The organism is Zeaxanthinibacter enoshimensis (assembly GCF_004362865.1).
In the GTDB taxonomy this organism is placed as follows: Bacteria; Bacteroidota; Bacteroidia; order Flavobacteriales; family Flavobacteriaceae; genus Zeaxanthinibacter; species Zeaxanthinibacter enoshimensis.
The window spans coordinates 183,585-200,521 of the sequence record NZ_SNYI01000002.1 but is presented as its reverse complement, the minus strand read 5'-3'; the positions used below and the strand labels follow the sequence as shown (position 1 = coordinate 200,521).

General features: G+C 47.0%; 9 protein-coding genes. 7 read left to right on the top strand and 2 right to left on the bottom strand.

Going from position 1 to position 16,937, the window contains the following annotated elements:
* Window positions 1-10: 10 nt before the first annotated feature.
* From CLV82_RS07090 to CLV82_RS07080, 3 genes are read left to right on the top strand one after another with little or no spacing between them, the layout of a single operon-like run.
* The gene (locus tag CLV82_RS07090) at window positions 11-1,105 is read left to right on the top strand and encodes a Nif3-like dinuclear metal center hexameric protein (RefSeq protein ID WP_133643634.1); all 1,095 of its coding nucleotides are present in this window, start codon (window positions 11-13) and stop codon (window positions 1,103-1,105) included.
* A 3-nt stretch (window positions 1,106-1,108) separates the two neighbouring features.
* Complete coding sequence (locus tag CLV82_RS07085; RefSeq protein ID WP_133643633.1) at window positions 1,109-1,888, top strand: zinc ribbon domain-containing protein; 780 nt, start codon at window positions 1,109-1,111, stop codon at window positions 1,886-1,888.
* A gap of 60 nt (window positions 1,889-1,948) precedes the next feature.
* Window positions 1,949-2,368 (top strand): DUF4174 domain-containing protein, encoded by a 420-nt coding sequence (locus CLV82_RS07080; protein ID WP_133643632.1) that lies wholly within the window; start codon window positions 1,949-1,951, stop codon window positions 2,366-2,368.
* 4 nt (window positions 2,369-2,372) lie between these two features.
* Here CLV82_RS07080 and CLV82_RS07075 read toward each other — a convergent pair whose 3' ends face one another.
* Window positions 2,373-3,713, bottom strand: coding sequence for an FAD-dependent oxidoreductase (locus tag CLV82_RS07075; protein ID WP_133643631.1), 1,341 nt, complete (start codon window positions 3,711-3,713; stop codon window positions 2,373-2,375).
* A gap of 141 nt (window positions 3,714-3,854) precedes the next feature.
* On the opposite strand from CLV82_RS07075, the gene CLV82_RS07070 reads away from it, so the two are divergent.
* The 3 genes from CLV82_RS07070 to CLV82_RS07060 are packed head-to-tail and all read left to right on the top strand — an operon-like array spanning window position 3,855 to window position 6,869.
* Window positions 3,855-3,992, top strand: coding sequence for a DUF2256 domain-containing protein (locus CLV82_RS07070; protein ID WP_133643630.1), 138 nt, complete (start codon window positions 3,855-3,857; stop codon window positions 3,990-3,992).
* A 17-nt stretch (window positions 3,993-4,009) separates the two neighbouring features.
* Complete coding sequence (locus CLV82_RS07065; RefSeq protein WP_133643629.1) at window positions 4,010-5,335, top strand: DASH family cryptochrome; 1,326 nt, start codon at window positions 4,010-4,012, stop codon at window positions 5,333-5,335.
* Between the two features lies 1 nt (window position 5,336).
* On the top strand, window positions 5,337-6,869 hold the full coding sequence (locus tag CLV82_RS07060) for a cryptochrome/photolyase family protein (RefSeq protein WP_133643628.1): 1,533 nt from the start codon (window positions 5,337-5,339) through the stop codon (window positions 6,867-6,869).
* A 60-nt stretch (window positions 6,870-6,929) separates the two neighbouring features.
* Here the strand turns inward: CLV82_RS07060 and CLV82_RS07055 are convergent, their stop codons facing one another.
* The gene (locus CLV82_RS07055) at window positions 6,930-7,481 is read right to left on the bottom strand and encodes a ClpP family protease (RefSeq protein ID WP_133643627.1); all 552 of its coding nucleotides are present in this window, start codon (window positions 7,479-7,481) and stop codon (window positions 6,930-6,932) included.
* A 493-nt stretch (window positions 7,482-7,974) separates the two neighbouring features.
* Here CLV82_RS07055 and CLV82_RS07050 point away from each other — a divergent pair, with 493 nt between their 5' ends.
* Window positions 7,975-16,932 (top strand): Calx-beta domain-containing protein, encoded by an 8,958-nt coding sequence (locus tag CLV82_RS07050; RefSeq protein WP_166636680.1) that lies wholly within the window; start codon window positions 7,975-7,977, stop codon window positions 16,930-16,932.
* The last annotated feature ends 5 nt before the right edge of the window (window positions 16,933-16,937 follow it).

The following is a 16,937-nucleotide window of genomic DNA, read 5'->3' as shown; positions in this document are numbered from 1 at the left end:
AAATCCTCAAATGATTGTAAAAGACGTTACTGATATACTGGAGGAACTTGCTCCGCTGTCACAGGCAGAGGACTTTGATAATGTAGGATTACTGGTGGGCGACGCCCAGGCCGAGGTCACCGGAATACTCGTCACCCTGGACACCCTGGAGAACGTAATTGACGAGGCTATAAAAAAATCGTGCAACCTGGTGGTCAGTTTCCACCCCATCATATTCGGGGGGCTTAAAAAACTAACGGGTAGAACCTACGTTGAACGCGTGGTAATGAAAGCCATCGCCAATAATATCAGCATATATGCTATTCACACTGCCCTGGACAATGCATGGGAAGGGGTTAATGCCAAGATATGCGAGGTACTGGGCCTAAGGGAAAGGGCGATCCTGATCCCCAAGAAAGGCAGTATCCGTAAGCTGATGACCTATGTTCCTAAAGAGAATGCGGAAAAGGTCCGGGAGGCTCTTTTTGCCGCCGGGGCCGGTCAGATCGGGAAATACAGTCACTGCAGTTTTAACCTCGCCGGAACAGGAACCTTCCGGGCCGGTGAAGGCTCCAACCCTACCCTGGGTCAGATAGGTTCTACACATTTCGAGGAAGAAGTCCAGGTACAGGTCGTGTTCCGCGATGACCTGCAACACAAGATCATCACTGCTCTTAAAGAAAATCACCCTTACGAAGAAGTTGCCTACGAAGTGCTGACTACCGAGAACCTGCACCAGGAGCTCGGAATGGGTATGATAGGGGAACTGGAAGATGCCATGGAAGAAGAAGATTTCCTGCAGCTGCTCAAAGACAGGATGGATGCCAAGGTAGTACGCCATTCGGAACTGTTGGGCAAAAAGATCAGGAAGGTAGCAGTCCTGGGGGGCAGCGGAGCCTTTGCCATAGGCGCTGCGAAGGCCGCAGGAGCGGATGCCCTGGTGACATCAGACCTTAAATACCACCAGTTTTACGAGGCAGAAAAAAAGATCTTGCTGGCAGATATCGGACACTTTGAATCTGAGCAGTTTACAAAAACCCTATTGGTTGACTATCTTACAAAAAAAATTCCTAATTTTGCAATCTCTTTATCCGAGAGTATAACAAATCCCATCAAGTATTTTTAAAGTATGGCAACAAAGACAGAAGCTACAGTAGAGGAAAAATTAAGGGCACTATATGATCTGCAACTAATTGATTCCCGTGTTGACGAGATAAGGAATGTAAGAGGCGAATTGCCGCTGGAAGTAGAAGATCTCGAAGACGAAGTACTGGGCCTCAAAACCAGGATCGATAAGCTGAAGACCGATGTAGAGACGATCAACTACGAAATTACCGCCAAAAAGAACCTCATCGAGGAATCTAAAACCCTGATCAAAAAATACGCGGACCAGCAGAAGAATGTCCGTAATAGCCGGGAGTTCAATTCCCTGGCCAAGGAAGTTGAGTTCCAGGAATTGGAAATTCAGTTAGCTGAAAAGAACATCAAAGAATTCAAAGCTCAGATCGAGCAGAAGAAAGAAGTTATAGCAGAGACCAAGGAACGCCTTAGTGAGCGGGAGACACACCTGAAGCACAAGAAAAGCGAATTGGATGCAATCCTTGCAGAAACAGAAAAAGAAGAAAAGGCACTGCTGGCTAAGTCAGAGGAATACCAGGAGCAGATCGAAGAAAGGCTGATCAAAGCTTACAAGAGGATCCGTAATAATGTAAAGAACGGACTGGCCGTAGTACCGATAGAGCGTGGAGCTTCCGGCGGATCATTCTTTACCATCCCGCCACAGGTACAGGTTGAGATTGCTTCCCGCAAGAAGATCATCACTGACGAGCACAGCGGCAGGATACTGGTAGATCCCGTACTGGCTGAGGAAGAGCAGGAGAAAATGCAGAAGATGTTCGGCAAGATCTAAATTATTGCCCCAACAGATAATTAAAACCACCCAACAGGGTGGTTTTTTTGTTATATTCTGATGATGAGAATCACGGTTGTTATAATAGCAGTACTGCTCTCGGGTTTTAGTGCCTGGGCACAGGACATCCGTGACTACCGGTGGAAGAACCGGCTGCTATTCCTGTCGGTAAACCAGGCAGTAACGGTGACAGCCAGTGAGGCTGCCGGCAAATATATGACGCAGAAGAAGGCGATGTCCGAAAGGGAATTGTTGTTATTCTTTATTAAAGATGATGCAATTTTCGACGCAGCAGGGAATTCAGTAGACCTGGAACTGCCCGCTCAATATTACCCCGTAGCCGGGGGAACAGTGCTGGTGGGTAAGGATGGCGGGGTAAAACTGCTTCAGAAAGGAATCGCAGATCCTGTCAGGATCTTTGAAGTAATAGACGGAATGCCGATGCGGAGGGCAGAAATGCGCCGGAAAAAGCCTGATTGAAGTATTATAAGCGTTCGAGGATCATCTTTTCTACCATTTCACTGTCCCACTCCTCCTCTATCTGTGGATGTGCCATTACCTCTTTCATTATGGCTTCCTGCCTGTCTCCTATCTCCAGTGCTTCGGCATACGGCCTGTCAGAAAATGTAACCCTGGAATAGGCCGGTATCCATTTTTCCGGGTATTTGGCAGAAAAGCGTTTTTCGATCTTCTTTTGCAGCAGGAACATTGGGTCTGCCGTTTTACTGCTCATTTCTATAAAATTCCTGTAACTGAGTTCAGCAATGGCATCGGCGTTAGGTTTGCGCTTTCTCTCGTAGGTCTTAAAGATCTGCTCCCAATCATCTCCCAATTCGCGCATTAACTGGTTGAGTACGTAGATGTCTTCAAACCCCGCGTTCATCCCCTGCCCGTAAAATGGCACCACGGCATGGGCTGAGTCGCCGACCAGGGCTACCTTGTCCCAGTATGTCCAGGGAAAACACTTCATGGTCACCATGGCACTGGTAGGGTTACTGAGAAAGTCCTCTGCCAGGTTCTCAATATCCTGCATCACGTTGGGAAAGTACTTTTTAAAGAATGCCCGAGCTTCTTCCTTGGTTTTCAGGTTTTCAAAGGAAACCTCCCCTTCGAACGGAAGGAAAAGAGTACAGGTGAAACTGCCATCGAGATTCGGCATTGCAATGAACATGAATTTACCCCTGGGCCAGATGTGGAAAGAATTCTTATCCAGTTTATGGGTCCCGTCTTCATTGGGGGGAATCGTAAGTTCTTTATACCCTACATCAATAAAATGTTGCGAATAATCAAACCTGCTGCGCCTTTGCATCTTATGCCGGATACGGGAAAATGCACCGTCACAACCAAAGATGATATCGTAGCTGTATTCCTTCCATTCGCTTTTTTCGGTCTCCCCGGTATACAGCTTAGCCTCCGGGAGATTGACATCCCAAACTTTTTCATTAAAGCGGAAGGACGCCCCAGCTTCTTCCGCCAGGTCGATCATCCTCCGGTTCAGTACTCCCCGGGATATCGACCAGATGGCCTCTCCTTCTTTCCCGTACTTCTGGTAATAGACCTCCTCGTCTAACAAGTGCATTGCCCTTTTATCCAGGGGGATGGCAATTTCCTTGATCGCATCTTCCAGACCCACTTCCCTTAAAGCTTTCCACCCACGATTGCTCATGGCCAGGTTAATAGACCTCCCGGAAAACCTGATGGTACGGATATCAGGCCTGCGGTCAAAGACCGTGACTGTGTGGCCAAGCCTCCTGAGGTAGATTGCCAGTAAAGATCCTACAAGACCGGAACCGGCTATGGCAATGTTTTTTGGAGTTTGTGTCATGAATCAAGCAAGAAGAGGTAAATGTACTAATTAAAGTGGGTATTACCAGCTTCGCGGACGCAGATACACAGTTTTCAATATATATTTTACGAGACTCTTAACAACTTTTTGTTCTGCTTTAGGGTATTTTTATTAAACAAAATGGCGCATTCAAAACTAAACCTGCCAACAAAGATCTGTCCTGTCTGTAACCGGCCTTTCCAGTGGAGAAAGAAATGGGAACGCAACTGGGAATCGGTGGTCTATTGCAGTAAAAGGTGCAGGGGAAACAAATCATAAATAGAAAAATCCACCACATGTCTAATTCGCTCGTCTGGTTCCGCAATGACCTCCGGATTACCGATAATTTTGCACTTACCCAAGCCTGCAAAGGAAACCGTGTAATAGCTGTATACTGTTTTGACCCCCGGTACCGGGCAATGGATGCATTTGGCTTTCCTAAGACAGGACCCTTCCGCAGCCAGTTCCTCTACCAGAGCATAGAGGATCTCCGGCAACAATTAGCCGGGCTGAATATCAGCTTGTTCGTATTCCAGAACCCCCCAGAACATGTGATCCCCGATCTTATCCGGGCATTCGCCATTGAAAAGGTATACTCCCAAAAAGAATGGACCCAGGAAGAGGTTACTATTTATGACAGGGTTACCGAATGGAGTCCGGAAGGTGTTCAATGGATTGAAGTATACAACCAATTTCTTTATCATCCTGATGATATTCCTTACGAGAGTTTTAACGACATCCCGGATATCTTCACCCCTTTCCGGAAACATTGCGAAAAAACCGTGGAAGTAAGGGAAGAAACACCCCCACCCCAACCTATGCCTGCAGAAAACCGAGTTCATACTTTGCCTCCTTTCCCATCCATGAGCCAGCTGGGGATGACACCTTTTACACCTGACAACAGGTCTGCATTCCCTTTCAGCGGGGGGGAAACCCAGGCTGCCGAGCGACTTGAGGAATATTCTTGGAAAACAGGAAACCTGTCCGAATATAAAGAAACCAGGAACGGGCTGATCGGTTCTGAATACAGTTCCAAGCTGTCTGCCTGGCTGGCCAATGGGTCGTTATCTCCGCGCACCGTGTACTGGAAGGTAAAAGCTTACGAAGCTGAACGCGTTGCCAACCAGGGCACCTATTGGCTGATCTTTGAACTGATCTGGAGAGATTTCTTCAAATACATTTCCCTGAAACACGGCAACCTTATATTCCGGTTAGGTGGCATCCACAAGAAGGAACTTGAATGGGAAAATGATAAGGAAAAACTGGAAGCCTGGATCAATGGTACCACTGGGGTCGATTTTATTGATGCAAACATGATAGAGCTAGCACTGACCGGTTTCATGAGTAACCGGGGCCGGCAGAATGTAGCAAGTTTCTGGGCCAAGGAATGGCAACAGGACTGGAGAATCGGCGCGGCCTATTTTGAATCCATGCTCATTGATTACGATGTACACAGTAACTGGGGGAACTGGATGTATAACAGCGGGGTTGGTAACGATCCCCGTGACAGAAAATTCAATATCAGCCGGCAAGCCGAACAGTACGATAAAGAGAATACTTACCGCGACCTATGGCTTCAACAGAATTTCCTGAAGGAACAGGGGCAATACACCAAAAAATAATATGAAAACATTAAGGCTTATCCTGGGCGATCAACTGAACCACAACCATAGCTGGTACCGGGAGACTGACGACAGGGTCACCTACCTTATGGCCGAGATGAGACAGGAGACCGATTACGTGACCCATCATATCCAGAAGGTCCTTGGCTTCTTCCAGTCCATGCGGAACTTTGCCGCAGAACTGGAGGAAAAAGGTCACCAGGTAAAATATTTCAGGATCAACGACGAGGATAACACCCAGCAGCTCGAATCCATTATCAGTAATACTATTGAAGCGACAGAGGCCGAATGCTTTGAGTACCAGTTACCCGATGAATACCGGCTGGATCTGCAGTTAAAAGAGATCACCCAAAACCTGGAAATTAAAACAGCCACCGCGGATACTGAACATTTCCTGACGTCGCGGGAGGAACTAACCGAATTCTTCAAGGGTAAGAAACAGCTCCTGATGGAAAGTTTTTACCGCTACATGAGGAAAAAACATAACATCCTGATGGATGGAAAAGAACCTGAAGGCGGGAAATGGAACTACGACAAAAGTAACCGTAAGAAATGGAAAGGTGAACCGGAGATCCCCCATGAGCGCGGATTCCGAAAAGATCTTTCGGGCCTTTTAAAAGAAATTGAAGACGCAGGGGTAGAAACCATTGGTACAGTTGATGCAGGTTCGTTCAGCTGGCCTACCAGCAGGGCAGACGCCCTCTCTGTACTGAACTACTTCTGTAAGAACCTGCTGGTTCATTTCGGGGATTACCAGGATGCAATGCATACCAAGGAAAAGTTTCTATTTCATTCCCGTATATCCTTCGCCCTGAACAGCAAAATGATTGGCCCCGGGGAGACCCTGGAAAAGGTGATCGGGCATTACAGGAAGAATGGTGGGGAAATCGAATTATCGCAGGTTGAAGGTTTTGTAAGGCAGGTCCTGGGATGGCGGGAGTATATGCGCGGTATTTACTGGAAAGAAATGCCTTCCTATGCCAACCGGAACGAGCTCGATAATAAGAACCCACTGCCTTCCTTTTTCTGGGATGCCGATACCCGGATGAGCTGTCTTCATCACTCCATAAAACAAAGCCTCGATGACGCTTATGCCCATCATATTCAACGGCTGATGATCACCGGCAACTATGCCCTGCTGGCACAGACGGACCCGGCAGAAGTTGACCAGTGGTACCTCGGTATTTATATAGATGCCATAGAATGGGTGGAACTTACAAATACCCGGGGAATGTCCCAGTTCGCGGATGGAGGTCTGCTCGCCACCAAACCCTACGTGAGCAGTGCAAATTATATCAACAAAATGGGGAATTACTGCTCGGAATGCAAGTATTCACACTCTAAGAAAACCGGGGAGAATGCCTGTCCATTTAATTCACTTTATTGGAATTTCCTCCACGAAAAAAGACCCTATTTTAAGGATAACCAGCGGATGTCCCTTATGCTTTCCCTGCTCGATAAAATAGAACCGGATGAATTAAAGGCGATCAGGGAACGGGCGGCTAAGATCATCCGGAATCCAGGTAATTTCTGAGAAATTAAACGATAAAAAAAGCCGGGTGATGCCCGGCTTCTATAGTGAATTGCTGAATTATTATTCTTTCCAGACCCCGTCTACTATACCGTAGTCGATAGATTCCTGGGCATCCATCCAGTAATCCCGGTTAAAATCTTTCATGATCTTCTCAAAGGTCTGTCCACAATTTTCTGCAAGGATCCGGGCCCCGATCTCCTTGGTTTTCAGGATCTCCCTGGCTTGTATTTCTATATTAGAAGCCTGTCCCTGTGCTCCTCCACTAGGCTGATGGATCATTACCCTGGCGTGGGGCTGAATGAAGCGCCTTCCCTTCTTACCGACAGATAACAGTATGGAACCCATGGATGCAGCCAGGCCGGTACAAATAGTACTCACCGGGCTCTTTAACGAAGTAATGGTATCATAAATAGCAAAACCGGAAGTAACGTATCCCCCGGGGCTGTTGATAAACAATTGTATTTCCTTGTTATTCTGCATATCTAAATAAAGCAGGCGGTCTATGACATGCTTGGCAGAATCGTCGTTGACCATTCCCCAGAGAAACACTTTTCTTTCATCCAATAATTTTTCGTCAATAGCTTCCTGTACTTTATTCTTCTTACTCTTCATCGTAGATATTTATTTGTTTCAAATGTAAACAATTCAACCCCATTTTGCCAAGCTTCTTTTCTGCTAAAATACACCCAAATAAATTCTGTCAGATTCCTACAAGTGAGCCCTGACTAGAATTGGGCCCCTTCCATTCATCCCATTATACGGCCTATTGAACGATACCTACTTACAAATGACCGATTTCCTATGTCGGAAAAAGCGGCCCGTTCAACGAGACTTTGGTTCTATATCGAGTATTTGCAGCCTTAATCGCCTGTTTCTAAGCATAATCTTTAATTGGCCGTTTCTTTGGTACACAGTTTAACCTACTGAAAATTAACGCTTAAAGTCTAACCCCAAAACGGACGAAGCTATGGATTACAAAACTACTTTCAAGATCAACGCACGGTTGGATCAACTCCAATCACTTTCCTCCAGGCTTTTTCACCGTATGGATTTTTCCATCGGGAGACCAACGCAATTAATTCCAGTACGGATTAATAACCGACCCATGCAAAAAACTACCTACGCTCCGGTGCGATTTCTTTTCGCCCTGGTATTATTCAGTTTCACTTTCCTGGCCCAGGCCCAGGAGAAGAAAAAATTTGAGCCTCGTTATGTCGGAACCGTTTCAGGAAATGTAACGATGATCGCTAACAATGTTCTAAATCAACATCCAATTAATTCCTACCACGGGAATACAGATAACCAGGATGGGACAGGGGTGTATGTAGATATTGACGGTGATACCTCTACCTTTAATTCAAGTAGTGCCAACCTGACCAACCCGGAACCGGGAGCAGGATGCCTGGAATTCGTGAAGGTTTACCTTTACTGGGCTGCATCTGATAAAGAAGCGGGTGGAAGTACACTGAACGACGAAAGCTGGGCACATAACCAGCTGAAGTTACAACTGCCGGGTCAGACTACATATTCTACAATTACTGCGGACGAAGTATTATACCGCGGACGTGATGAGCACTTCTATAATGATCCATATGTATGTATAAAGGATATTACCAACGAGGTAACATCTTTGGGAGATCCTTACGGAAAATATCAGGTTGCTAACTTAAAGGCATCGCATGGCGGACTTAACCCACACAACGGGGGAAATTTTGGTGTTGCAGGCGGATGGCAGATCGTATTTGTGTATCAGTCACCGGATCTCACCAGGAGAAATATTTCTCTTTTTGACGGGTATGCACACGTTGCTAACAACCAGACTACAGAATTTAACATAGACGGTTTCCAGACTATCCCTTTCGGGGAGGTAAAAGCCGATTTTGTTCTTGGTGTTATTGAAGGTGACCGGGTATTATCTGGTGATAAGTTCGAGATCAGAAAACCAGATGGAAACTGGGAAAAACTGAGTTCCCTTAAACGCGGAACCGACAACTTCTTTAACAGTAGGATTACAAAACCTAATGACATTACAGGAATAGAAGAGGATTTCATCAATCGGAACCCTGCCAGTACAAACACCCTTGGTTTTGATGCTTCTATCTTTAAACTTAATAACCTGGGAAATACCCTGATCGCGAATAATCAGACCGAGACAGACTTGAGAGCTACCTCGGGATCAGAGTCTTACGGTCTTTTCCTGGTTGGACTTTCGGTGGAGGTCTACGAACCTAACCTGGGATCGCTCGACTTTACTACCAATCCATTGAACAGTACCTATGACGCGGGTGAAACTGCTACCATGGTAGTTAATGTAAAGAACTCCGGTAATGATGATATCCGCGACCTGGAACTGGTAGGGATAGTTCCCCCTGAAGTAGAACTGGTTGAACCTATCAGCCTGCCATCCTGGATCTCTTATGATTATAAAGCGGGGAGCAGGGAACTCACCTTTACTGTAGATGATGGTTATACCGATGTGGATGATGATCCTTATTCTATACAGTTCGACATGGTGGTAAAAGACCCGTGCTATTTCCTGGAAGGAAGTTGTACGGGAAATTTCTCTATTCAGATGGTAGCCACCTATAAGGGAGTTATTAATGGTGATAAGCAGACAACAAATAGTTCAGGAACCCAGAACGAATGTGGTTTTGGTAACCACGACCCAAGTGTCGTGACCATCAATACCCCGGACCAGGTTGAGTGGGCTACCACGGCTGGTGCACTAGATCGTACGGTTTCCTGTGAGGACACTGCCGGGCTGAATGCCGCCCAGTCCCTGGAGCCGGCGTATGCTTCCTGCAACTTTACTATCCAGAAGACCAGTGGTGCTTTTGTACCCGCCCCCGGCTGTGACGCCATCGGAACATATACCAATACCTTCGTATTCACAGACGCCTGCGGAAGGGAAAGTGAGACTTTTACCCAGGTCATTACTGTTGAAGATACTACGGCGCCCCTGTTCAATGAAACCCTGCCTGCTGATACAGCAGCAGCTTTCGACAATATTCCTGCCCCGGAAATCCTTACAGCATCCGACACTTGTGACAGTAACCCACAGGTGAATATGGTGGAGAGCTATATTGGGGATAGCAACAGTACCACGTATACTATCGTGCGTACCTGGACCGCTTCAGATTGTGCCGGAAATACGACTGAACACATTCAAAAAATATTTGTTACTAAGAACGGCGACCCAATAGGATTAAGCATCAGCGATGTGATCGTTAATGAAAATGTGGGATCTGCTTTATTTACCATCAGCCTGGTCGGTGAGGTAGCCGGTGGGTTTACGGTAGATTACAGGACCGTTAATGCAGCAGCAGTTGCCCCGGCTGATTTTACCGCTTTACCGCTGACCTCGCAATTCTTTAACGGGAACCATGCCGAGACAAGAACTTTAATAGTGGATATTAACGACGACAACATCGTGGAAGCCACTGAAAATTTCACAGTATTGCTTTCTGATCTTTCCACTACAGAGATCACTATCAACGATAATGAAGGAGAAGCTACTATCCTGGATAATGACAGTGCTACCCTGAACATTTCAGATATTGATGTGAACGAGGACGCCGGTTTTGCCAACGTACAGGTGATCCTTTCAGGATTTGTACAGGAGCCTTTCAGCATGGATTATGAGACCTCCAGCGGCGGTGCCTCTGCCACCCCCAATGTAGATTATACCAGTATGAATTCACAACTGAACTGGGGAGCCAACGCTGCTGATGGTGCCGCAATGACCATTGCCGTTCCTATCATCAATGATGACTTTATAGAAATTACCGAGAATTTCCTGGTGTTACTTTCTAATCTCTCTGCAACCGGGAATCTTAGCATTGCCGATGCAAGTGCGAATGTAAATATCCTGGATAACGACGGTGGTGCAGGAACAGGGATCGATTTCGTTAATGATGATGTAACCGTAAATGAAGCTGACGGAACTGCAACCTTTACCGTTACCCTAAGCGGTGCTGTTCAAGGTGGATTCACCCTGGATTATGCTACTGCTGATGGTACTGCTGTTGCCAATGGGGATTACGATTCCAAAAGTGGTACGCTGACCTTCGCAGGTACTGACGGGGAGACTCAGAATATCGTGATCGATATCAATGAAGATCTTTTAATCGAGGCGACTGAAAACTTTGTAGTTAATCTTTCGAACCTCTCCACTACCCTGATCGCTATCAATGATAGCCAGGCAAACGGGAACATCACCGATAACGACGGTGGTGCCGGAACAGGGATCGATTTCTCGAATGATGATGTAACCGTGAATGAGGCTGACGGAACTGCAACCTTTAGCGTAACCCTTAGCGGTGCTGTGCAAGGTGGATTCACCCTGGACTATGCTACTGCTGATGGTACTGCTGTTGCTGATGGTGATTACGATTCCAAAAGTGGTACGCTGACCTTCGCAGGTACTGACGGGGAGACCCAGAATATCGTGATCGATATCAATGAAGACCTATTAATCGAGGAGACTGAGAATTTTGTAGTAAACCTTTCTAACCTTTCCACTACCCTGATCGCTATCAATGATAACCAGGCAAACGGGAACATCACCGATAACGATGGTGGTGCCGGAACAGGGATCGATTTCGCTAATGACGATGTAACCGTAAACGAGGCTGACGGAACTGCAACCTTTAGCGTAACCCTTAGCGGTGCTGTGCAAGGTGGATTCACCCTGGATTACGCTACTGCTGATGGATCTGCTGTTGCCGGTGCGACGGGTGCAGGTGATTATGATGCTGCTTCCGGACAATTAGTGTTCGCTGGTACTGACGGGGAGACCCAGCAGATCGTGATCGATATCAATGAAGACCTGTTAATAGAAGAAACTGAAAACTTTGTAGTTAATCTTTCAAACCTCTCTACTACCCTGATCGCTATCAACGATAACCAGGCGACAGGGAACATCACCGATAACGACGGTGGTGCCGGAACAGGGATCGATTTCTCGAATGACGATGTAACTGTTGACGAAGGTGCTGGTACGGCTACTTTCACTGTAACTCTTACCGGAGCTGTACAAGGTGGATTCACCCTGGATTATGCTACCGCTGATGGGACTGCCGTGGCTAACGGGGATTACGATTCCAAGAGTGGTACGCTGACCTTTGCCGGTACTGATGGGGAGACCCAGCAGATCGTGATCGATATCAATGAAGATCTTTTAATAGAAGCGACTGAAAACTTTGTAGTTAATCTTTCGAACCTCTCCACTACCCTGATCGCTATCAATGATAACCAGGCTACCGGGAATATCACCGATAACGACGGTGGTGCCGGAACAGGGATCGATTTCTCGAATGACGATGTAACTGTTGACGAAGGTGCTGGTACGGCTACTTTCACTGTAACTCTAACCGGAGCTGTACAAGGTGGATTCACCCTGGATTACGCTACCGCTGATGGGACTGCCGTGGCTAACGGGGATTACGATTCCAAGAGTGGTACGCTGACCTTTGCCGGTACTGATGGGGAGACCCAGCAGATCGTGATCGATATCAATGAAGACCTATTAATCGAGGAGACTGAAAATTTCTTTGTAAATCTTTCGAACCTTTCCACTACCCTGATCGCTATCAATGATAGCCAGGCAAACGGGAACATCACCGATAACGACGGTGGTGCCGGAACAGGGATCGATTTCTCGAATGATGATGTAACCGTGAATGAGGCTGACGGAACTGCAACCTTTAGCGTAACCCTTAGCGGTGCTGTGCAAGGTGGATTCACCCTGGACTATGCTACTGCTGATGGTACTGCTGTTGCTGATGGTGATTACGATTCCAAAAGTGGTACGCTGACCTTCGCAGGTACTGACGGGGAATCCCAGAATATCGTGATCGATATCAACGAAGACCTGTTAATAGAAGAAACTGAAAACTTTGTAGTTAACCTTTCTAACCTTTCCACTACCCTGATCGCTATCAACGATAACCAGGCGACCGGGAACATTACCGATAATGACGGTGGTGCAGGTACAGGGATCGATTTCGTTAATGATGATGTAACCGTAAATGAAGCTGACGGAACTGCAACCTTTACCGTTACCCTTAGCGGAGCTGTTCAAGGTGGATTCACCCTGGATTACGCTACCGCTGATGGTACTGCTGTTGCCAACGGGGATTACGATTCCAAGAGTGGTACCCTGACCTTTGCAGGTACTGATGGGGAGACTCAGCAGATCGTGATCGATATCAATGAAGACCTGTTAATAGAAGAAACTGAAAACTTTGTAGTTAATCTTTCAAACCTCTCTACTACCCTGATCGCTATCAATGATAACCAGGCGACCGGGAATATCACCGATAACGACGGTGGTGTAGGAACAGGGATCGATTTCTCGAATGACGATGTAACTGTAAACGAGGCTGACGGAACTGCAACCTTCACCGTAACCCTTAGCGGTGCGGTACAAGGTGGATTCACCCTGGATTATGCTACTGCTGATGGTACTGCGGTTGCCGGTGCGACGGGTGCAGGTGATTATGATGCTGCTTCCGGACAATTAGTGTTCGCTGGTACTGACGGGGAGACCCAGCAGATCGTGATCGATATCAATGAAGATCTTTTAATCGAGGCGACTGAAAACTTTGTAGTTAATCTTTCGAACCTCTCCACTACCCTGATCGCTATCAATGATAACCAGGCGACAGGGAACATCACCGATAACGATGGTGGTGCCGGAACGGGGATCGATTTCTCGAATGATGATGTAACTGTTGATGAAGGTGCTGGTACGGCTACTTTCACTGTAACTCTTACCGGTGCTGTACAAGGTGGATTCACCCTGGATTACGCTACCGCCGATGGTATTGCTGTTGCCGGTGCGACGGGTGCAGGTGATTATGATGCTGCTGCCGGACAATTAGTGTTCGCTGGTACTGACGGGGAGACCCAGCAGATCGTGATCGATATCAATGAAGACCTATTAATCGAGGAGACTGAGAATTTCTTTGTAAATCTTTCGAACCTCTCTACTACCCTGATCGCTATCAATGATAACCAGGCGACCGGGAATATCACCGATAACGATGGTGGTGCCGGAACAGGGATCGATTTCTCGAATGATGATGTAACCGTGAATGAGGCTGACGGAACTGCAACCTTTACCGTAACCCTAAGCGGTGCGGTACAAGGTGGTTTCACCCTGGATTATGCTACCGCCGATGGTACTGCAGTGGCCAACGGGGATTACGATTCCAAGAGTGGTACCCTGACCTTCGCCGGTACTGACGGGGAGACCCAGCAGATCGTGATCGATATCAATGAAGATCTATTAATCGAGGAGACGGAAAACTTTGTAGTTAATCTTTCTAACCTCTCTACTACCCTGATCGCTATAAACGATAACCAGGCGACCGGGAACATCACCGATAACGACGGTGGTGCCGGAACAGGGATCGATTTCGCTAATGACAACGTAACCGTAAACGAGGCTGACGGAACTGCAACCTTTACCGTAACCCTTAGCGGTGCTGTTCAAGGTGGATTCACCCTGGATTATGCTACTGCTGATGGATCTGCTGTTGCCGGTGCAACGGGCGCAGGTGATTATAACTCGAAGAGTGGTACGCTGACCTTTGCCGGTACTGATGGGGAGACCCAGCAGATCATAATCGATATCAACGAAGACCTTTTAATAGAAGAGACTGAAAACTTTGTAGTTAATCTTTCTAACCTCTCCACTACCCTGATCGCTATCAATGATAGCCAGGCGACCGGGAACATCACCGATAACGACGGTGGTGCCGGAACAGGGATCGATTTCTCTAATGACAACGTAACCGTAAACGAAGCGGACGGAACTGCAACCTTTACCGTAACCCTTACGGGAGCTGTTCAAGGTGGATTCACCCTGGATTACGCTACTGCTGATGGTACTGCTGTGGCTAACGGGGATTACGATTCCAAGAGTGGTACCCTGACCTTCGCAGGTACTGACGGGGAGACCCAGCAGATCGTGATCGATATCAATGAAGACCTTTTAATAGAAGAGACTGAAAACTTCGTAGTTAATCTTTCTAACCTCTCTACTACCCTGATAACTATCAATGATAACCAGGCGACCGGGAACATCATCGATAATGATGCGGTAGCAGGTACAGGACTTGATTTTACAGCCACCGAGGTGAATGTAAATGAAGATGGAATCAGTGCTGTATTCAGTGTGGTTCTTACAGGTGCTACCCAGGATGGTTTCAGTGTTGATTTTGCGACCACGGACGGTACCGCGGAAGCTCCTGCTGATTACCTCAGCAATGCCGGTACATTGAATTTTGCCGGTAACGACGGGGAAACTCACACTATAGAAATACTGATCGAAGATGACAACCTGATCGAATTCACAGAGTCGTTCCAGCTGAACCTTTCCGGCCTTACCACGGACCTGATCACCATCAATACCCCTGTGGCCAATGGTAATATCCTGGATAATGACGCTGTAGATGGAACAGGGCTCGACTTTACTGCTACAGATGTAATGATTAACGAGGCAGACGGTACTGCAATCTTTACTGTAGTCCTGACGGGAAATGTCCAGGGTGGTTTTAGTGTGGATTATACTACGCTGGAAATGTCTGCGACCAGTAATATGGATTATACTGAGACCGCAGGTACCCTCAGTTTTACGGGTACAGACGGAGAGTCGTATGACATCACTGTGCCGGTTACTGATGATATCATAATCGAAAGTACCGAGATATTCATCGTCAGGCTGTCCAATATTTCCAATATCCTGGTGAACATCAACAACGGGGATGCTTCTGGAACTATACTGGATAATGACAGCACCAATGATTTCCCTGCAGATGAAACTGCCAGTTGTGATGACATCCCGGCCATTGCGGAAATTAACCTGAACGCAGAAGGATGTGCTTATACGATCGATTTCCAGGAAGTGATCAGCGGACAGGATGACGAATGTGCTACAGAATACAGCATTACCAGGACCTGGATAGTAACCGACTGTGTGGGCAATGTTCGTGAGCACAGCCAGGTAATCACAGTGATAGACACCGAGGCACCTGAATTTGCAGAAGCCCTGCCGACCGATATGACAGTGACTTGTGATACTGTTCCGGTTGCTGCCGTCCTTACTGCAAATGATAACTGTAGCCCTGACGTCATCGTAGTTTTCGAGGAGACTGTTACGAATGATGCCAATTGTATGAATGGTTATATGATAACAAGGGTATGGACGGCCGCGGACTGTGCCGGGAACAGTGTAACGCATACACAGACCATTGCTGTCCCTGCCACAGGTCCAATCACGGCCAGTGCATACGAGGAAGAGATCTCCCTGTTATGTGGTGATGAGATCCCTGAAGTTCCCGTATTGGAATTCTCCGGGGGATGTGGAGACTATGAAGTTAACTATACAGAAGAAACGCAGTTCTCTGAAGATTCGGAAGATTTCATGATCATCCGCAGCTGGGCAGTAACAGATGCCTGTGGTAACAGCGCGCTCTTTGAGCAGATCATTTTTGTGCTGCAGCCTGCCCTTGAAACTGTATCAATTGACATTTGCGTGGAAGATCCCGCAATAGACCTGGTCAACTACCTGCCTGCAGGTTTTGACACTAATGGAACCTTTGAACTGGTTTCGGGAACTACTGAACTACAAGGAAGCACCTTTGATCCTTTTGAACTGGAAGTCGGGGTATACGAAGTGCAATATACCTCTACAGGAGGCACTTGCAAATACTACGTGGACTTCGTGATCAATGTGAATTCTGACTGTGTTCCTTGTGGTCGGGAAAATATTATTGCATCTAAAACCGTTACTGCTAATGGAGATGGTATGAATGATTACTTCGAGATTACAGGAGTTGAGTATTGTGACTTCAGTTTTCACGTGATGATCTTTAACCGTTGGGGTGCGAAAGTATTTGACGGGCAGAACTACCAGAACGACTGGGGCGGCTATTCCCCAAATAGCGCTTTCGGAAATTCGGGTATGCTTCCTGCCGGAACCTACTATTACATCATCGAGGTGAGTAATAAGGAAATGGAGCCTATCAACGGTTATATCTATCTCGGAACCAACTAAACCTA